Below are 20,222 nucleotides of genomic sequence, written 5' to 3' on the forward strand. Positions count from 1 at the left end.
GTTCCCTCAATGCCTCCCCCGCGAAAGCGAGACCTCTGCGATACTCTTGGGCACCATCGTTGCCATTCTCACTACCGTCACCCCGGCGAAGGCCGGGGCCCAGATCGTAAAGCGAAGCGCTTGTCACCTGGGCCCCGGCCTTCGCCGGGGTGACGGTAGAGTTTGCTGAAACCCTCACGGCCCAGACTTTCGCACAGGTCTCGCTTTCGCGGGGGAGGCAGGGAATGAGCATGTATCCCCAAATCTCAACAGATCCCGGGTGCCCCGCTATGCCAGCGCCTCGCTCAACGCGGTCTGCTGCTCCGTCGTCATCGCGGCCTGTTGTGTGCCGGTGAAGGCGCGTAGCTGGGCCTCCGTCATCGAGTGGAACTGGTAGGGCACCAGCCCGGCGATCTGGGTATTGGTCAGGGCCGCCACCTGTCCCACCGTCACGCCCGTGAGTTGCAGCGCGCTCAACTGCCCGACCTGGGCCGGGGTCAGGTTGGCGAATTGCGTGGTGCTGAGCGCGCCGATCTGCGTGGAGGACAGCTGGGCGAACTGCGTCGTGGTCAGGGACTGCAATTGCGTGCCCGCCAGGTTGGCGATCTGGGTGGTCGACATGCCGCCCACCTGCGTCGGCGACAGGGCGGCGATCTGCTGGCTGCTGAGCGAGCGCAGCTGCACCCGCAACAGGGCGGACAGCTGCGTCCCCGACATGCCGGCCACCGCCGTGGTCGTCAGATCCTGGATCTGGGTCGTGGTCAGCGACTGGAGCTGCGTGGTGGACAGGCTGTTCACCTGCGTGGCCGACAGGGCGTTCATATGGCCGGTACCCAGGCCCGACAGGGCGGTGGCGGGCACGGCACCCAGCCCTTCGGCCGTGACGGCCTGAAGCTGGGAGGGCAGCAGGGCCGCCATCTGGGTGGCGTTGAGATGGCTCATGAAGGTGGCGTTCAGGCCGCCCAGCTGGGTAGTGGACAGGCTGGAGAACTGGACGGCGGAAAGGGCCGCACCCTGCGTGGCGCTGAAATCATTGAGACGGCTGGTGCTCAGCTGGCCCAGCTGGGTGGTGGACAGGGCCACGATCTGCGTCGTGGACAAGGCCGCGAACTGGGTGCTGGACAGCGACGTCAGCTGCGTGCCCGAGAGCCCCTGCACCTGCTGTGCGGTCAGCCCGGCGACGAAGCTGGCCGACAGGCCTTGGATCTGCGTGGCCGACAGGGCGGTCAGCTGGCCCGCCGACAGGTAGCCCGCCTGCGTGGCCGTCAGGCCCGACAGCTGCGTGCTGGCCAGCGTGGCCAGATCGGTGGTGGTCAGCGCCTGCAGCTGTGCCGCCGACAGGGTGGCCATCTGGGCGGCACTGAAGGAGGTGAGGCGGGAACCGGCCACGACCTCGAACTTGGCGGCACTGAGGGCCCCCATCTGGGCGGGCGTCAGCGCCGCGATCTGCTGCTGGGTCAATGCTGAGATCTGGGTGTCGCTGAGCCCGTTCAGCAGGCCGGACGACAGGCTGGAGATGACCGACGGCTGGATGGCGGCGATCTGGCCGGTGGAGAGATTGCCGATCTGCTCGCTGTTGAAGGCGTTGACCTGCGCCGCCGTCAGCCCGGCCACCTGGGCATCGGTGAAATAGGCCATGCGGTTGGCATGCAGGGCCGACAGCTGCGAGGGCGGAACATTCTTCAGCTGGGCCGCCGACAGGGAATGGAACTGCGCCTCCGTCATGCTGGACAGCTGTCCGGAGCGCAGGCCGGCCGCGGCGGCCGTGCTGATGGCGGCGATCTGGGCGTTGCTGAGACGTTCGACCTGGGCGTCGGTCAGCACGCCGATATGGTCGTCCGACAAGGCGGCGATCTGGGCCGTGGAGATCACGGGCAGCTGGCTCTCGTTCAGCATGGGGATGCTGACCGGGTCCAGCGCACCGAACTGGGCCGGGGACAGGGCCTGGATCTGCGCATTGGTCAGGGCGGCGACATGATCGGGACGCAGGGCTCCCATCTGGGCCGTGCTGAAGCCGGCGATCTGGGCCACCGTCAGGCCGGATACCTGTTCTTCCGACAGGGCGCTGACCTGGTTTTCCGACAGGCCGGACAGCGATGCGGCCGGTATGGCGGCGATATGGGCCTGTGACAGGGCGCCCAGCTGCTGCGGGCTGAGCACGGAAACCTGATCCTTGGTCAAGCCGGCCACCTGGGTCAGCGTCAGGCTGCCCACCCGCTCCGGCGTCAGGAAGTTCAACTGGTCGGCGGTCAGGCTCGCCACCTGTGCGGCCGTCATGCCGGACAGCAGTTCCTGGGGCAGGTTGTAGATCTGGTCCGGCGTCAGGCCGGCTACGGCGGCGGGCGACAGTTCGGTGAACTGGGTCACGGTCAGGTTGTTGATGGCACCGTCGGGCAGCACGCCGACCTGGTCGGGCTTCAGCCCGCGCAGCTGGGCCACCGAGAGGCTGGCGAACTGTTCCCCACCCAGCTTGGCGACGCGGTTCAGGCTGAGGCCGCCGATCTGGGTCGCGGTCATGCCGGAAAGCTGGGCGGGCGTGATCTCGCCGAAACGCTCGTCGCTCAGCGCATTCAGCTGTTCCACGGTCAGGCCGGCGATCTGGGCCGGGGTCAGGCTGGCGAACTGCTCGCCCGACAGTTCCCCGAAGAAGGTGGTGGTGGCGCCGGCCATGTGGGCGGGCGTCAGGGCCGCCAGCTGTGCCGGCGTCAGGGCACGGATCTGTTCCTCCGCCAGGCTGTTCAGCTGGCCCAGGGTCATGTTCTTGACCTGGGCGGTGGACAGGGTGGCGATCTGGTCGGGGGTCAGCTGGGTGATGCTGTCACCCGACAGCCCGGCCATCTGGGTCGTGGACAAGGCGGCCAGCTGTTCGGGCGACAGGGCCGCCAGCTGTTCGCCGTTCAGCGCGTTCAGCTGGGTGGTGGACAAGGCGGCCAGCTGCGCCCCGGTCAGGCCGGACACCTGCGACCCGGACAGCAGCGAAATCTGGTCGGTGCTCAGCCCCTTCACCTGGGCCGGGGCCAGCTGGGCCATTTGTTCCGGTGTCAGGGCGGTAATTTCTTCCGCCTGCAGAACCGCGATCTGGGTCGAGGTCATGCCCTTCAGCTGGGAGGCCGACAGGCTGGCGATCTGTTCCCCGGTCAGGGCGCTGATCTGGGTGACGGACATGGCGGCGATGCCGGTGGCCGACAGGCCGGCGACCTGCGTCACGCTGAGCGCCCCGATCTGGCCGTCGGTCAGGCCCTTCACCTGGGTCGTGGAGAAATTGGCGATCTGGTCGGGTGCCAGCGAGGCCAGCTGGTCCGGCGTCAGGGCCGACAGGGCGGCGGGCGTCAGGTTCCTCACCTGCTCGTTGGTCAGGCCGGCGATATGTTCGGGTGCCAGGCCGGAGATCTGCCCGTCATTCAGGGCCGCCATCTGGGTGGCCGTCAGACCCACCAGCTGTTCGCCCGTCAGCCAGGAAAGCTGGGCGTTGCTGAGCCCGCCCAGGGCCGCAGGCGACAGGCTGGCCACCTGCGTGCGGGACAGGGAAGCGATCTGCGTTTCGTTCAAGGCCGCCGTCTGGGTGGCGCTCATCCCCTTCACCTGCGCCGCCGACAGGCCGCCCAGCATGGTGGTACCCAGGGTGGAGACCTGTTCGGGCGTCAGGGCGCCGACCTGGACGGAGGTGAGGTTGCGCAGCTGCGTCTGCGTCAGGCCGGCCAGCTGTTCGGGGCTCAGCGCCCCCATCTGCCCGGCCGACAGGGCCGCCATCTGCGCCGTGGTCAGCGCCTCCATCTGCGTGGTGGACAGATCGCTGAGGCGTTCGGCCGACAGGCCCTTGACCTGGGCGGGGCTCAGTGCCGCGATCTGCTTGGCCGACAAGGCGGCCATCTGTTCGCCCACCATGCCGTTGATCTGCGTCGTCGACAGGGCGCGCAGCTGTTCGGGCGTCAGGGCGGCGATCAGGCCGGAATCCAGGCCCGTGACCTGTTCGGGCGTCAGCGCCCCCACCTGGCCCGCCGACAGGGCCGCCATCTGGGTGCTGCTGAGGCTGCCCAGCCGCCCGTCGGGCAGGGCCTTGATCTGGGTGGCGGTCAGGGCCACCAGCTGGGCCTTGCCCAGGCCGGTGAACTGTTCCTCCGTCAGCAGCGACATCTGCGTGACGGTCAGCGCCTTGATCTGGACCGACGTCAGGCCGTTCAGCTGGGTGGTGCTGAGGGCCGCCAGCTTCTCTTCCGTCAGGGTGGCGACCTTGCCCGCCGACAGGGTGGCCAACTGGGCCGTGGTCAATGCCGCCACCTGGTCGGCATTCAGGCCCGCGAACTGTTCATTGGTCAGCGCGCCGATCTGGGTGCCGTTCAGGCCCTTGATCTGGTCCGGTGTCAGGGTCGACAGCTTGTCGGCGGAGAACCATTTCATCTGCGAGGCGGTGAAGCCCGCCAGCTGGGCGGAGGACAGCGAGACCAGCTGCGCATCCGTCATCGCCCCGATCTGGGTCTGGGTCATGCCCTTGACCTGGGTCGTCGACAACTCGCCCATCTGTTCGCCCGACAGGCTGGCGAACTGGTCCAGCGTCAAGGCGCCGACCTGGGCGGCCGTCAGTCCCTTCAACTGGCTGGACAGCAGGCCGGCGATGGCGTCGGGATGGATGCCCTTGATCTGCGCCGGCGTCAGGGCGCCGATCTGCGAGGCGGTGAAGCCCGACCATTGCACGGGCGTCAGCGCGTTCAGCTGGCTGGGCGTGAAGCTTTTCACCTGGTTGGCGGTCAGCGCGGAAATCTGGCTGGAGGAGAAGCGGGCCAGCGTATCGGTGTTGAGCGCCTTCAGCTGGGTCGGCGTCAGGCTCTTCAGCTTGGTATTGGAAATCGCGCCCAGCTGCGTTTCGCTGAGGCTGTTGAGCTGGTTGCCGGTCAGCACGGCAACCTGGCCCGCTGTCAGGGCGCCGATCTGGTCGGTGCTGAAATAGCCCATCTGGTCATTGCTGAGCGCCTTCAGCTGCGGGGCCGTGAAGGAAGCGACCTGGGCGGTGGACAGGGCGGCAATTTTTTCCGCGGAAAGAAGCGACACCTCGCGCGGGGTCATGCCGCGGATCTGGCTGAGCGACATGGCGGAGAAATCCTCCGCCTCCAGCGCGTTGAACTGGTCGTCGTTCAAGGCCGCCAGCTGTGCCGCGGTAAAACCGATCTGGCTGGAGGACAGGGCGCCGATCTGGCTGCTGGTCAGGCCGTGGATCTGCTTGACCGAGATGGCACCGATCTGTGCCTTCGACAATTCGCCGATCTCGCCCAGGGAGAAGGAGCCGATCTGTTCAGCCGTCAGCGAGGCCATCGCCCGCAGGGGAATGTCACCGACGGAGTTGTAGGAACTGATCGCAACCATGTTCTGGCTCTTTCGCTCATTGGGTTTCCAGCCGCGAAAACCTTATAAGCAAGAGCCGGGCCAACTTTCCGGCATGTTCGTGGGAAAATTCTGCCGCATATGAAAACACCCCGCCGGCCGGGGCCCGGCGGGGTGTTTGGAAGGTTGGACAGATAAGGATAAGGAAGGGGATCAGCCGGCGCGGACGCGCTGGAGGAACCCGTCCACCTCCTTGCGCAGGCGCGTGGCGCCGCCGGTCAGGCCGGTCGCCGCCTCGCGCATGCCGCGGGCGGCATCGCCGGTGCCGGCCGCCACTTGGGCCAGGGACTGCACCTCCGTCGCCGCCTCGCGGCTGGCGCTGGAGGCGGATTGGACCGACCGCGCGATCTCCTGCGTCGCCATGCGCTGCTGCTCCACGGCGGCGGCCACGGTCGTGCTGATGCTGGACACGTCGCCGATGCGGCTGGTGATCTCCCCCAGGGCGCCGACGACGGCGTCGGCGGCATGGCGGACGGCGCCGATGCGGCGTTCGATCTCCTCGGTGGCCTTGGCCGTCTGGCCGGCCAGCTGCTTGACCTCCGACGCCACCACGGCGAAGCCCTTGCCGGCCTCTCCGGCGCGGGCGGCCTCGATCGTGGCGTTGAGCGCCAGCAGGTTGGTCTGGCTGGCGATCGCCGAGATCAGGTCCACGACATTCTTGATGCCTTCCGCCTCGGTATTGAGGTTGCGGACCAGCCCGTCGGAGCGTTCCACCGCGGCCGTGGCCTGACGGGTGCTGCCGGTGACACCTTCCACCTGGCGGGCGACATCGTTGAAGCTGACGGCCAGTTCCTCCGCGGCACTGGCCACCGACTGCACGCCCTGGTCGGAGCTTTCGGCGGCGCGCGACACATGGTCGGCGGCGGTACGGCCATCCTCGGCTACCAAGCCCAGGCGCTCGGCCTCGCTCAGCACCCGTTCCGCCGTCTCGCCCACCGTGCGGACGGAGCCCAGTACCGTGGCTTCGAAACTGTCGGCCAGCGACAACAGCGCCTGACGGGCGCGGGTGTCGGCCTCCACCCGTTCCGCGGTCAGGCGGGCGGCGTCCAGCAGGGCCGCCTTGAAGCTGAACAGGCCGTCGACAAGGCTGTTCAACTCGTCGGCGCGGACCAGATTGGCGGGATCGACCGACAGGTCGTTGTCGGCCAGCCTGCCCATGGCGCGGGCGATATTGTCGATGCCGTCGCGGACCAGCCGGGTGATGACGAAGACCAGCAGCGACACGATGGCGAGCGCCACCAGCAGGCCCACGACCAGCAGCCAGGAGGCCGTCACGGCACTTTGCGCCTGGCGCTCCACGCTGGTGCGGGCATCGGCCTGGATCTGGGCCGTGGCCTTGTCCAGGGCGGCCACGATGGTCTGCACCTTCTCATTGAAGGGCAGGACGGCACCGGCGGCGGTGGCCAGGTCGACCTCCAGCATGGTGGAGACGACGTCGACGGCACCGCTGAATCCTTCCAGCTCCGCAGCCGACGCCTTCACCGCCGCTTTCAGGGCGGGGTCGGCGATGCTGCCGGAGATGGTATCCAGCCGCTTGGCTTCCTTGTCGATGGCGGTCTTCACCGCCTCCAGTTCCTTGATGGCACCCGCCGCCGGATTGCCGCCGGCCACGGACAGCACCGCGAAATAGGCGTTGCCCAGGCTGCCCTTCAATTCGGTCACCAGGGTCTGCATCTCGGCGGCCCGCGCCAGCTTCTCATCCACCAGCACACGGGTGTCGGACGCCTGCGAGCGCAGTTCGACAATGGAAAGACCGCCCAGGACCAGCATGGCCAGGGCGGTGATGACGGGACCGGCCATCAGCTTGGCCAGCAGGGACAACCGGTCGAGACGGGCGAGAAGCGTTTGATACATTTGGCATTTCCTTTTGGATAGGTCCGAACAGCGCGGATATCCGCAAGACCGCCGGAAAGCGGGCCGGGCCTCTCCTTACAGGAGCGCCCGACCCGCAAGCGGATCAGAACGTCTGGGACACGCTCAGATAGAGCCTGCGTTCGGTTTCAAGCACCGTCGTTGCCGGGGTGCTCGCCCGCAGGAAGTCGGTGGCCGTCGCCCTGATCTCGGTGCCGGTGGAGAGGGTGTAGGCAACCGAAGCTGTACCACTGACGTAGGAGTCGATCTTGGTCGGAACCAGGAAGCCGGCATCGGCGCCCGTACCGGACCGCAGCTGGTAGCGGCTGGACTGCCAAGTCATACCCAGGTCAGCGGACAGGGCGCCGCTGGTCCAGCCGATATTGCCCTGCAACTTATGCGTCGGGGTGGCCTTTTCATAATAGACCGGGCGTGTCGGCAGCCTGCCCTTGTTGATGGTCAGGTCATCGTCGATATTGATCCAGGTGTACGAAGCTCCGTAAGTGAAGCCACCTGCAATGGCTCCTCTGATATCTGCTTCCACACCCCAGGAGGAGGATTCGCCAGCGTTGATGAAGGTCTGGGTCAGCGTGCCATTGATCAGGACACGATCCGACGCAGCGCCCGTCGTCGCTTTGACATCCTTGGTCTTCTGGCGATAGGCAGAGAGGCCGAAACTGCCGTTGATCGCCGGCAGCAAATGATCATAGCCCAGTTCGAAACTGCTGATGCTGGCCGGTTTCAGGTTCGGATTACCGACTGAACCAGCGCCGTAGAAGCCACCGAGTTCAAACATGGCGGGCAATTGATTGGCCAGACCATAAGTAAAACGCAACGTATCTTCCGGTGTGGGCTTGTATACCACACCACTGTTGAAACTGAACTTCGTCAAGTCGGTGTCGAATTCCGACACCGTGCGCGGCGTCGGCACTGCACCTTTGTAGCCCAGGTTGAAATTATCGACCCGCGCGGCATTGGTGAAGGAGACATTGTCCGAGACTTTCCAGTCCCACATCAGCGAGCTGGCGAAGATATCGGCGCTGATCCGGCCGCCTGGCGTCGGCCAGCGACCCATTTCGGACTTGCGGTATTCACCGGTGATTTTCACTGTGTGCTCTGGGTTCAGCTGAATCAGATCGGAGATCTGCGCAACCGTGAGACGCGCATCAGATGCACCGGTCCCCAGGTAATCAAAGTCCAGCCAGTTGCGATAGGCTGAGAAGTTTATCAGGCCCACATTGCCAGCATCGACGTCAACATCCAGCTTTGCCGCCCGGGCGACATACTCGATGGCAAAGTAGGTATTGGTCGTGGTGTAATTGTCCTGCAGTGAATAGCTGCGGGACAGTTCAACACCCACCTGGATATTGTCGGCCACCTGCGCCAGACCGGCGGCGGAAACATGGTTGGCCTCCATATCCCTCAGGCGGTTACGCTCGGTGGTGGTGAGCTTGCCGCGCTGGAACTCATCAGCCTCCTTGTAACCAGCCGAAAGCTTCAGACCCAAGCTGTCGCCGAGCTTGAGTGTCTTGACCATATTGGCTTCGCGCTTGTCATTATTGCCGGCGCGCAGCGTGGCGGTACCCGTCTCGTCATACAGTGGGTTCACCGTGATGATGTTGATCACGCCGGCCACGGCGTTGAAGCCATAGATGGCGCCAACCGGACCCTTGACGATCTCAATCTGCTTGATTTCCGACAGGGCCACCGGAATGGTGTTCCACACGACCATGGCATAATGGTCGTTGAACACCTGGCGACCGTTCACTCGCACCAGCAGGCGTCCATAATGGCCATGGTTGTAGCCACGGATGGCCACGTCGGCGGCACCGGTACCCCAGCGCAACACATCCAGGCCGCTATAGCGGTTCAGAATGTCGGGAAGGTTGTCCAGGCCACTGGCCTTTATGTCGGCGGCGCTGATGATCCGCAGCGATGCCGGGGCATCCGATGCCACCTGCGGCTTGCCCGTGGCGCTGGTGGTGACGGGCTGGCCGAACGCGTCCTGGAGGGCGGTATAGTTGATCGTCTGGGCATTGGCGCCGACGGCGAGCAGGGCGGTGGCGCCCAGCAGGATGGATTTCTTCATCTTATGGTTCTCCTGGTGATGACGCCGGCTCAATGCGCGGTCACGAGCATCTGGAAGTTCTTGTCGAAGCTGACGCCGGCCTTGGTCAGGGCGGCCGTGTTGACATGATATTTGGCGGCACCCGATGCCTGGCGCTCGACGGCCAGGGCGCATTTGCCGGCTTCCATGCAGGCCATGTCGCCGATGACCAATTGGCCGGACGCGGCTTTCCCGGATATGTCGCTGGCGCCCGCCACGATAACCGCGACAGCGCCGGTCAGGTCGCCGCCGGCGCCGTCAACCACCTTGGCGGCGACATCGGCGCCAAGGGCGCCCTTCAGCTGATCGCCGGCGGCGGCCTGGCCACTGTCAGTGACGATAGCGACCGGTGTCGGCTTGGCTGGCTTGGGCTGCAGGAAGTTCAGGGCCTTAACCGCAACGACCGCTGTCGGGCCATCGACGGCCGCCGCGGCGGAACCGGCGCAGGCCAGGATCGGCAACAGCATCGCGGCGGTAAGCCCGAGCAGGGACTTGGATCGCAATTGGTGCATTTGGTCTCCCCATTCTCTTCATTATTGGGATTGAACTCGCAGGTTGATAATGCATACATAAGAGTGATTATTGACTCTATGCAACTGTTCTTAGGGTTATGTTTTCAATTAAAAATGATAACTGGTAAAATTGTATTGGATTTAACTGTGCGAAAATTGAATAGATTTACGTTCTGTTGATTTAATGAAATTTAACTCAGCAACTAGACAACAGCTACCTGTGCTTTTTCTTCATGGGCGCGCACCCCCGTGCGATCGCACAGGCGCGCGCGCTTCATGATCAGAACTTCTGCGATACGGTGGCATAGACCCGGCGCTCGGTTTCCAGCGCCATGCCCAGGGCCGTTTCCGGCCGCAGGAAATCGCTGGCCGTGAAGCGGACCTCGGTCCCCGTTTCGAACAGGTAGCCGATGCTGGCCGTGCCGGTCCAAGTGCTGTCGATCTGGACTGGGGCCTGCCCGCCCGTCACCGGACGCAGCAGCGTCCGCTTGGACTGCCAGGACAGGTTCAGGTCCGTGGACAGGGCACCATCCGACCAGCCCAGGTTGCCCTGCAGCTTGTGGCGGGGTGACGCCCCTTCATACCCGACGGGGCGGGTGGCGATCGCGCCCTTGTTCACGGTGAGGTCGTCATTGAGATCGTTCCAGGAATAAGACGCGCCATAGCGCACCCCGTTCGTGGCGCGGCCATCGAACGCCGCCTCGAAGCCCCAGGAGGCGCTGTCACCGGCGTTGATGACGATGGAGGCCGGGCGGCCATTGACGACACTGCGGTCGGAACCCAGGAACGCCTTGATGTCGTCCGTGGTCTGCCGGAAAACCGACAGATGCAGGCCGCCATTGATGTCGGCCAGGGCGCGGTCATAACCCAGCTCGTAGCTTTGCACCTTGCTGGGCTTGATATGCGGGTTGCCGGCTGAGGCGAAGATGCCGGCGGGCGTGGCCGTGGGCAGGTAGAAGCCCCCCAGTTCCAGGATCGACGGCAGCTGGTTGGCCAGGCCGTAGGTGGCGCGCAGCGTGTCGACGTCGGACGCCTTGTAGACCAGGCCACTGTTCAGGCTGAGCTTGCTGATCTGGCGGTCGAAATCGGCGGCGACATAGGGCGGGGAGGTGGCGCCCGAATAGCCCAGATCCAGCCAGTCGGAGCGCACGGCGTTGGTGAAGGACAGGTTGTCGGTCAGCTTCCAGTCCCACATGCCGGCCACGGCCCACACGTCGTAGGAGATGGTGGCGCCGGGGGCCGGGAAGCGGCCCATGCTGTTGTGACGGTATTCGCCGGAGATCTTCACCGTGTGGTCGGTGCCGATCTGGATCAGGTCGGACAGCTGCACCACGCTGGTGGTCACGTCGGACTTGCCGATGCCGTAATACTCGAAATCCAGCCAGTTGCGGTAGGCGGTGAAGGAGATCAGGCCGGCGTCGCCAGCGTCACCCGTCACGTCCAGCTTGGCCGACTTGGTCAGGTAGTCGTCGCCATAGAGGCTGTTGGTGGCCGTGATGTCGGTCTGCTTCATCTTGGAACGGGTCAGTTCCAGACCGGCCTGCACGCTGTCGGTCAGCTGCGCCAGCGCGCCGAAGGCGACATAGGAGGATTCCGGATCCAGCAGGCGCGCGCGCTCCGCTGCGGTGATGGCACCCTGGCTGAACTCGTCCTGCTCCTTGTAGCCGGCGGAAACGCGCACCCCCAGGCTGTCGGAGATCTGGACATTCTTCGACAGGCCGATTTCACGCGCACCATTGTTGCCGATGCGGGCCGTAGCCGTGCCATCGGTGTCATAAAGCGGGTTCTGGGTGATGATGTTGATCACGCCCGCCACCGCGTTGAAGCCGTAGATGGCGCCGACCGGGCCCTTCACGACCTCGACCTGCTTGATCTCCGACAACTGCACCGGGATCGTCGACCAGTTCACCAGGGCGTAATGGTCGGAATAGACCTGGCGGCCGTTCAGCAGCACCAGCAGGCGCGGGCTGTTGGGCTGGTTGTAGCCGCGCATGCCGATATCGACGCTGCCGGCACCCCAGCGCAGCAGGTCGAGACCGCCGACGCGCGCCAGAATGTCGGGTAGATTGTCCAGGCCGGTGGCCTTGATCTCTTCCGCCGTGATGATGCGCAGGGCAGCGGGGGCGTCGGAAGCAACCTGGGGCTTGCCGGTCACGCTGGTGGTGACGGGCTGGCCGAACGCGTCCTGGAGAGCCGTGTAATTGATCGTCTGGGCATGGGCGCCGACGGCGAACAGGGCGGTGGCGCCCAGCAGGATGGACTTCTTCATATAGGGGGACTCCTGGGGGTGACGCCGGCTTAGTGCGCGGTCACGAGCATCTGGAAATTCTTGTCGAAGCTGACGCCGGCCTTGGCCAGGGCCGCGGTGTTGACATGGTATTTGGCAGCACCCGATGCCTGGCGCTCGACCGCCAGGGCGCATTTGCCCGCTTCCATGCAGGCCATGTCGCCGATCACCAGCTGGCCGGCGGCAGCCTTGGCCGACACATCGGCACCGCCGATGACGATCACCGCGACGGCGCCGGACAGGTCGCCACCGGCACCTTCCACAACCTTGGCGGCGACATCGGCGCCAAGGGCACCCTTGACCGCATCACCCGCGGCCGCACCGTCGGCCACGATGGTGACCGGGGTCGGCTTGGCAGGCTTGGGTTGCAGGAAGTTCAGGGCCTTGACCGCCACGGCGGCCGTCGGGCCATCCACCGCCGCCAGGGCCGGGGCGGCACAGGTCAGCATCGGCACCAGCAGTCCGGCCAGAAGGCCGGACCGTGCCGGAGAACGCACATTGCGCATTATGTCTCCATTGAGGCAGGAGGAGGGAAATGCTCCTGTCTCAATGCGTACAGTCGAAGATCAGGGTGCGTCACTACGACCGATATAATCCCTTTGGTTAGGTTTCCACAGAAAACCATCGGCAATTTCGCGTTGTGCTATTTACGCAACATATCATCGTAGTCAGTTATGATATTTTAACCATAAGATTCATCAAAATTTATCTATTAAAATTTCCTGAACATGATGCTTTATTTCACGGTATGCGATCTATTCTGACCCGTGTGTCCATTCTGTTTTCTGCGCTGCAAAAAAGAAACCCACCGATCCCGGCAGGGACGGTGGGTTTCGAATGCACATGACGGGTTTCCCGCCGGTCCCGGAAGGACCGGCAGGGGGCCTTTGTCATCAGAACTGGAACTGCATGCGGACGGCGGTCAGGTCCAGTTCGACATCCTGGCCATTGGCGCGCTCCGTCTTGCTGATGACGTGGTTCACCATGAAGCGGATGGCCGGATTGACGTACCAGTTCAGGCCCAGCGTCCAGTTGGTCTCCTTGCCGGCGGTACCGGTATTGATGCCGGCGGCGCGGTCGATCAGGTCGATCTGGCTGTAGCGGGCCGCGACTTCCCAGGCGCCGAAGCCGTTCTGGCCGACGGGCCAGGAGGGCTTCACACCGGTCCACTCGCCGATGTTGTAGTTGCGGCGCTCACCGGTCAGGACGTAACCGGCGGAGACGTAATAGCCGGAGAATTCCGGATCGGCCAGCGTCTGCACCGCATTGGTGGCGGTGCGGTCGGAATACTCGGCGCCGAAATTATAGTACTCGGCGGCGGCCCAGAAGCTCTTGAAGTTCACGCCCAGGTCGGCGCCGTAGGCATAGGCGCTGTCGATCTGGTTCACCGTGACGTTGGTCAGGCGGTAGGAGGTGTCGCGGCTGCCGATACGCAGGCCCGGACGGTCACCGAAGCTGATGGTGGTGATGGCGGTGCCGGCGGTCTGCGGACGGGACAGGGCCTGCGGGGAAGCCTGGTACACGCCCGACACGCCGATGCCGGCCGAACCCTCGTTGGCCTGCCAGAAGGCATAGGCGGCACGGCCCAGCAGGTTGACCTGATCGTCGAAGTCGGTCGCGGCGGCGCCGCTGACATTGTTCGTGGCGCTGCCCGTGACATAGGCGGCGACGAAGTGGCTGGTGCCCTTGTTCGTCACGCCGACGGCGGTGCGGCTGTCGGAACCGCCGATGCCGACGACGACGTTGCCGATCGGGGCGCGTTCCATGAAGGCGATGTCGTTGGACGAGGTGCTGTCATCCAGCGTGAACTTCGGCTGCATCACGCCGGCGACGATGGTCCAGCCGGGGATACCGGTGTAACCGATGTTGGCGGCCTGGATCTGGGCCCCGCCGCCACGGTTGCTGGCGAAGTTGGCGGTGACCTCATAGGTCCAGTCGGTGAAGACCTTGCCGGCCACGCCCAGGAAGGCGCGGCGGACGCCGAAGCCGTCGGTGCCGTCGGCGGTGAAGTTCTTGCCACCGTTGCCGAAGCCGTAATCCATGTGCACGCGGGCGCGGATGGCGGCGTCGAAGGCCTTGTCGGCCGTCACCACGCGGATGCGGCCACCGTCGGCGGTGACCTTCGGCATGGCTTCCAGCGTCTTCTTGTTGGCAGCGCTTTCCTTGGCGACCGAATCCTTCAGCGAGGTCAGCTGGCCCTGCAGGGCCTGGATCTGCGCGGCCAGGGCATCGATCTGGGCCTGGGACGGGGCGTTCTGGGCCATGGCCGGGCTGGCGGCCAGGATGGCGGCGGCGGCACCGACCAGCAGGGTGGACTTGAGGCTCATTGTTGTTCTCCGGTGGGATCTCTCACGGCGACAAAGCCTGTCAGCGCGCCGATCCCCATTCCGGGGTATGTATCAGCGGCACCTCAGGCCCCGGGGGGAGGGCTAACAGAGGCGCATTGCCGATTTGATGCGGTTTTATTACGACTTCATGACACGGATGAGCTGTTGCATTATAGGCACGGCCCGACGTGCCGGACTTTCATTTCGCAATGTCATTAAATTGTCATCTATGGGGGCTTGTCGCGGCGTCCGGCGGGTGTGCGGGGCCGTTGCGAACAGGGTTGCAACCTACCCCGTTCGGGTAGAGGATGGGCGCCCAGCCCACCGGAGCGCCCATCCAGGCGATGCAGGATCCGCACCCCACACAGGCCCAGCCGCCCGCCGCGCATGCGCGGACGTCGCCGCCCCTGGCGACGGTGCCCGTGCTGTTGCTGCTGACCTTCGCGGTGCTGGCCATTGCCGCCATCCTGTTCACCACGGCCCGGCAGTTCGATGCCGGCGAGGCGGAGCGTACGGGCCATCGCGTGGAACGCATGGTGGCCGGTGCCGGCACGACCTTGGGTATGGTGGTCCGTGACTATGCCGGCTGGGACGACACCATCAACCATGTTGTGAACGAACTGGACACGGTCTGGGCCGATGAGAATATCGGCATCTACCTGTCCGGTGGCTACCGCATGTCCATTTCCCTGGTGGTTGATCGCCAGGGCCGCGTCACCTATGGAGTGGAGGATGGCAAGCGCCTGACCGATGCGCGGATGCGCGATTTCCAGGTGACAGAGGCCATGCGCCGCATGATACACCATACCGTTTCGGCCCTTCCCGGCGCGACGGAACCAGTGACGGGCATCGTGCGCCTGGGTGACGCGCTCTATATGACGGGTATCGCCGATATCAGGCCGGGCCTGGGTGGTCCGTCGCGTGCCGACGGGGCGGTGCTGGTGTTCATGCAGAGGCTGGACCGGGTAGCCATGACGCGCATGCTGGACCCGCTGCTGCTCGAGAATGTCGATGTCGGGTTGCACGCCGCCATCGGCGTGGAAGGCAGCCGCCTGGCGCTGCGCGAGTTCGGCGCCATGGATGCGGAGCCGCCCGTGGGCTGGGTTGCCTGGCGCATGCCGCGCCCGGCGCAGGATTTTCTGGCCGGGGTCTATTGGGTGCTGGCCGTCGTGCTGCTGATCCTGTTCGCCCTGACCGCCCAGGTGCTGATGCGCGTGCAGCGCGCCGCCCAGCGCGAGACGGGGGTGAGCGAGGCGTTGCGGCAATTGTCCGGCCGTTATCGCGGGTTGATCGACGCGTTGCCCGACATGGTCTGCCTGTTGGGCGAGGGGCGGGTGTCGCTGATCAACGCTGCCGGCCTGTCCATGCTGGGGCTGGATATCCGTGATGCGGACAAGGTCGTGGGCCGGCCCTTCCTGGACCTGGTGGCGGAGGCGGACCGCCTGGTCTTCCATCGCGCCATGCAGGCGCGCGGTCGTACGGGGACGGAGTGGGTGACGCTGGGCCTGACGGCTGCGGGCGGCCGGACCCTGCCCATCGAACTGGCCATGCTGCCCGTGCTGGACGGGCCGCTGGGCGAGGTGACGCTGGTGGCCCGCGACCGGCGCCCGGAACTGGCGCGGCGGGAGACGCTGCGCGCCGCGGAGACCCGCGCCGCCGTGGCCGACCGGGCCAAGGGCCAGTTCCTGGCCAATATCAGCCACGAGCTGCGCACGCCCCTGAACGCCATCATCGGCTTTTCCGAGATATTGCGCGACGAATTGCTGGGCGGGCTGGGTGCGCCGCAGTACCGGGAATATGCCATCGACATCCATGAGGGCGGGCTGCACCTGCTGCGGCTGGTCAACGACCTGCTGGATATCGCCCGCATGGATGCCGGCACGCTGGAACTGCGCGAAAGCTGGGTGGAGGTGGCGCCGCTGATCGACCGGTGCGAGCGGTTGCTGCGTCAGAAGGCGGCGGAACGCGGCGTGCCCGTGCGCCTGGACGTGTCGCCCCCCAGCCTGCGCGTGCTGGCCGACGAGGTGCGGCTGAAGCAGATCCTGGTCAACCTGCTGGGTAACGCCATCCGCTTTTCAGAGGCGGGACAGGGGGTGGTGGTCACCGTCCGGCTGGAGGCGCAGACGGGTGACGTGCTGGTGGAAGTGGCCGACCATGGCATCGGCATGAATGTCGAGGCCATGCGCATCGCGCTGGAACCCTTTGCCCAGGTGGAAGGGGGGCATAACCGCCGCCAGCCCGGTGCCGGCCTGGGCCTGCCGCTGGCCAGGGGGTATGCCGAGGCGCATGGCGGCAGCCTGACCATGCAGAGCACGCCCGCCGTCGGCACCACCGTCACGGTCCGCCTGCCGGCGTCGCGCGTCGCCGGCGTCCCCGTGGAGGCTTGATCCGCGCTCCCTCGGGAAGCCGGGGAACGCTCAACGCCGTTCCTTGAACATGGCCAGGACATGGGCGTGCAGGGCCGGGTCGCCGGCCGCCGCCACATTGCCGTCGCAGCCCAGGCGCAGGGGCTGCCCGTTCCAGTCGGTGATGACACCGCCGGCCCCCTCGATCACCGCGACCAGGGCTGCCCAGTCATAGGGCTGTAATCCCGCCTCCACCATCAGGTCGATGAAGCCGGCGGCCAGCAGGCCGAAGGCATAGGCATCGCCGCCCCAGACCATGTAACGGCTGGATGCCTGGGTGATGGCGAATTCCACCTGGTGGAAGGGCATGGTGGCGGCCTGGGTGGCGAGCGCGATGTCGGCGCAGGGCCGCGTCTTCACCGGCTTCCCGTTCAGGGTCGTCGCCCGGCCCGCCACGCCCAGCCAGCGATCGCCCACCACGGGCTGGTCGATGATGCCAAGCACCGGCACGCCCCGGTGCAGCAGGCCGATCAGGGTGGTGAACAGGGGCCGGCCGGTGATGAAGGACTTGGTGCCGTCGATCGGGTCGATGACCCAGACATATTCGGCATTCAGGTCCTGGCTGCCATGTTCCTCTCCCAGGATGCCGTCACCAGGCCGTTCGGCGGCCAGGATGGCGCGGATGGCGCTTTCCACCTCCCGGTCGGCGATGGTGACGGGCGAGGCATCGGCCTTCACATCCACGGCAACCGGCGTGCGGTAATGGCGCCGGGCCACGGCACCGGCGGCATCGGCGCAGCGCAGGGCCAGATCGATCAGGGAATCGGGAAGGTTGGACATGGCGCAACGACTCCGGAAGGCGGATGGCCTGGCAGGGGCAAATAAAAAGGGCGGCATCGCTGCCGCCCCTTCATAGCATGTTCCGTGCGGCTTGCCGATTACGGCAGGGCCACCGGGCTGTCGGACAGCGTGCGCAGATACGCGATCAGCGCGGCGCGATCCTCGACCTTCTTCAGGCCGGCGAAGTTCATCTTCGTGCCCGGCACGGCGGCCTTCGGATTGGCCAGGAACTTGTTCAGATGCTCGAAGTCCCAGGCGCCTTCCTGCGACTTCATCGCGTCGGAATAGCTGAAGCCTTCCATGTGGGCATGCTTGTTGCCGACCACGTTCCACAGGTTCGGGCCGACCTTGTTGGCACCGCCCTTTTCGAAGCTGTGGCACGCGGCACAAGCCTTGACCAGCTTCTGGCCGGCCGCGGGGTCGGCTGCGGCCAGGAGCGGGGTGACCGGATCGGGCTCCGCGGGGGCGGCGGGCGCGGCGGCATCGGCGGTCGCGGATTCCGGCACTTCCACCTTATAGGCACGTTCGGCCGGGAAGTTCGGGTGTACCAGCTTCTTGGAGACGAAACCCGCCAGGAGCGCAATCAGCGTCGCCGTCAGGATCGCCATGAAAATCTTATTGAAGGTGCTGCTCGCCATCAGTCCTAATCCCTTGGGTTCGCCAAGCGCGGGCACAATAACGCCAAGAAGCGGGCACGTCCATGCCCGCCTTCCCGCAAATCCATGCGCGATACTTAGCCGAAGGATGCGTGAACGCACATGGCTTTCCGTCTTGACCCGGCGGACCAAATGTCGCACGGGAAAACCATGACCGATCCGAACCGTCCCCTGACGCCCCACCCGTTGGCTCACCCGCTCGTGGTGATCCCCGCCCGCCTCGGCTCCACCCGGCTGCCGGACAAGCCCCTGGCCGACATCCATGGCGTGCCGATGATCGTGCATGTCTGGCGCCGCGCCAGGGAGGCCGGGATCGGCCCCGTGGTGGTGGCCGCCGCCGAACAATCCATCGCCGACGCCATTACGGCGGCCGGTGGCACGGCCGTGCTGACCGATCCCGACCACCCGTCCGGTTCCGACCGGGTGTGGGAGGCGGTGCGGAGGATCGATCCGGCCGGCCGCCACGACGCCATCGTCAATGTGCAGGGCGACCTGCCCACCATCGATCCGGCCGCCATCCGCGCTGTGTTCGGCCCCCTGTCCGACCCGGGTGTGGACATCGCCACCTTAGGCGCGGTGATTACCGAACCGGCCGAACGCACGAATCCGAATGTGGTGAAGGCGGTGGTTGAGATGGCACCCGGCGCCGATACCGGCCGGGCGCTCTATTTTACCCGTGCCACCGCCCCGTGGGGCGACGGGCCGCTGTTCCACCATATCGGGCTCTACGCCTATCGCCGTACCGCCCTGGAGCGGTTCGTATCGCTGGCGCCGGCGCAACTGGAACAGCGGGAGAAGCTGGAACAGCTGCGGGCGCTGGCCAATGGCATGACCATCGCGCTGGCGCGGGTGGACATCGTGCCGCTGGGGGTGGATACCATCGAAGACCTTGACCGCGCCCGCCATATGCTGGCCCCATCGCCCGCGCCGTAGGAACGGCGCTTTCTTCCGCAACACCGATCCAAGACAGAGCGACCCCATGCCCGCCTCCACCATCGCCTATCAGGGCGCACCCGGCGCAAATTCCGACCTGGCCTGCCGCAGCGTGTTTCCAGACATGGTGACGCTGCCCTGCGCCTCGTTCGAGGATGCGTTCGCCGCGGTGCATGAGGGGCGCGCCCGGCTGGCCATGATCCCGGTGGAGAATTCGGTGGCGGGCCGCGTGGCCGACATCCACCACCTGCTGCCGCGCGGCGGGCTGCACATCATCGGCGAGCATTACCAGCGCGTCGTGCATTGCCTGGTGGCGCCCAGGGGCGCCAGCCTGGAGGGGCTGACGGAGGTGCACAGCCACATCCAGGCCCTGTCGCAGTGCCGCAACTATCTGCGCGAGCGCGGTCTGAAGCCCGTGAACAATGCCGACACGGCCGGTGCCGCCGCCGACGTGGCGCAGTGGGGCGACCCGACCAAGGGGGCCATCGCGTCGGACCTGGCGGCGGAGATCTATGGCCTGGACGTGTTGGCCAAGGGCATCGAGGATGCGGCCCATAACACCACCCGCTTCCTGATCCTGGCGCGGGAGCCCAGCGTGCCGGAGCGCGGCACCGACAGCGTCACCACCTTCGTCTTCCGCGTCCGCTCGCGTCCGGCGGCGCTCTACAAGGCGCTGGGCGGTTTCGCCACCAACGGCGTGAACATCACCAAGCTGGAAAGCTATCTCGTCGATGGCCGCTTCACGGCGGCGCAATTCTATATCGACGTGGAAGGCCATCCGGAGGAACGGTCGCTGCGGCTCGCCATGGAGGAACTGGGCTTCTTCGCCAGCGAGGTGAAGTTCCTGGGCGTCTATCCCGCCCATCCTTTCCGCCGCGATCAGCAGCAGCAGGGCGGCATCTGACGACCGGGCCGCCGGCGGGAGCAAGGCGGTGATCCTGCTGTTGCAGGCGATCGCGCTGTTCCTGGACGTGCTTTACCCCTGAATCGCTTTTGTTCCGTCCAAATT

General features: G+C 65.8%; 12 protein-coding genes. 3 read left to right on the forward strand and 9 right to left on the reverse strand.

The genetic code is table 11. From position 1 onward, the window contains the following. Positions 1-267 precede the first annotated feature (267 nt). The 7 genes from ACM9HJ_RS23805 to ACM9HJ_RS23835 all read right to left on the reverse strand — a co-directional run bounded on the left by ACM9HJ_RS23805 (position 268) and on the right by ACM9HJ_RS23835 (position 14,439). Positions 268-5,337 (reverse strand): hypothetical protein, encoded by a 5,070-nt coding sequence (locus ACM9HJ_RS23805; protein ID WP_416574271.1) that lies wholly within the window; start codon positions 5,335-5,337, stop codon positions 268-270. Positions 5,338-5,508: 171 nt separating this feature from the next. Continuing rightward, positions 5,509-7,209, reverse strand: a complete 1,701-nt coding sequence (locus ACM9HJ_RS23810; RefSeq protein WP_416574272.1) for a methyl-accepting chemotaxis protein — start codon at positions 7,207-7,209, stop codon at positions 5,509-5,511. A 103-nt stretch (positions 7,210-7,312) separates the two neighbouring features. Then, positions 7,313-9,295 carry a TonB-dependent receptor plug domain-containing protein gene (locus tag ACM9HJ_RS23815; RefSeq protein ID WP_416574273.1) on the reverse strand — a complete coding sequence of 661 codons (1,983 nt, stop codon included), beginning with the start codon at positions 9,293-9,295 and terminating at the stop codon, positions 7,313-7,315. A gap of 29 nt (positions 9,296-9,324) precedes the next feature. Next, entirely contained in the window at positions 9,325-9,825 is a 501-nt protein-coding gene (locus ACM9HJ_RS23820) for a hypothetical protein (RefSeq protein WP_416574274.1), read from the reverse strand. 280 nt (positions 9,826-10,105) lie between these two features. Continuing rightward, positions 10,106-12,094 carry a TonB-dependent receptor plug domain-containing protein gene (locus ACM9HJ_RS23825; protein WP_416574275.1) on the reverse strand — a complete coding sequence of 663 codons (1,989 nt, stop codon included), beginning with the start codon at positions 12,092-12,094 and terminating at the stop codon, positions 10,106-10,108. Between the two features lie 29 nt (positions 12,095-12,123). Then, on the reverse strand, positions 12,124-12,618 hold the full coding sequence (locus ACM9HJ_RS23830; RefSeq protein ID WP_416574276.1) for a hypothetical protein: 495 nt from the start codon (positions 12,616-12,618) through the stop codon (positions 12,124-12,126). Between the two features lie 387 nt (positions 12,619-13,005). Continuing rightward, positions 13,006-14,439, reverse strand: coding sequence for a porin (locus ACM9HJ_RS23835; protein ID WP_416574277.1), 1,434 nt, complete (start codon positions 14,437-14,439; stop codon positions 13,006-13,008). Between the two features lie 308 nt (positions 14,440-14,747). Between ACM9HJ_RS23835 and ACM9HJ_RS23840 the strand changes: the two genes are divergently transcribed. Next, positions 14,748-16,826, forward strand: a complete 2,079-nt coding sequence (locus tag ACM9HJ_RS23840) for an ATP-binding protein (RefSeq protein ID WP_416574278.1) — start codon at positions 14,748-14,750, stop codon at positions 16,824-16,826. 30 nt (positions 16,827-16,856) lie between these two features. Here the strand turns inward: ACM9HJ_RS23840 and ACM9HJ_RS23845 are convergent, their stop codons facing one another. After that, the gene (locus tag ACM9HJ_RS23845; RefSeq protein ID WP_416574279.1) at positions 16,857-17,624 is read right to left on the reverse strand and encodes an inositol monophosphatase family protein; all 768 of its coding nucleotides are present in this window, start codon (positions 17,622-17,624) and stop codon (positions 16,857-16,859) included. A gap of 98 nt (positions 17,625-17,722) precedes the next feature. Continuing rightward, the gene (locus ACM9HJ_RS23850; protein ID WP_416574280.1) at positions 17,723-18,262 is read right to left on the reverse strand and encodes a c-type cytochrome; all 540 of its coding nucleotides are present in this window, start codon (positions 18,260-18,262) and stop codon (positions 17,723-17,725) included. 168 nt (positions 18,263-18,430) lie between these two features. Between ACM9HJ_RS23850 and ACM9HJ_RS23855 the strand changes: the two genes are divergently transcribed. Beyond that, complete coding sequence (locus tag ACM9HJ_RS23855; protein ID WP_416574281.1) at positions 18,431-19,213, forward strand: 3-deoxy-manno-octulosonate cytidylyltransferase; 783 nt, start codon at positions 18,431-18,433, stop codon at positions 19,211-19,213. A gap of 46 nt (positions 19,214-19,259) precedes the next feature. After that, positions 19,260-20,117: a prephenate dehydratase gene (locus ACM9HJ_RS23860; protein WP_416574282.1), complete on the forward strand. Its 858-nt coding sequence runs from the start codon at positions 19,260-19,262 to the stop codon at positions 20,115-20,117. The last annotated feature ends 105 nt before the right edge of the window (positions 20,118-20,222 follow it).

The sequence above is a fragment of the Niveispirillum sp. KHB5.9 genome, assembly GCF_048066115.1.
In the GTDB taxonomy this organism is placed as follows: domain Bacteria; phylum Pseudomonadota; class Alphaproteobacteria; order Azospirillales; family Azospirillaceae; genus Niveispirillum.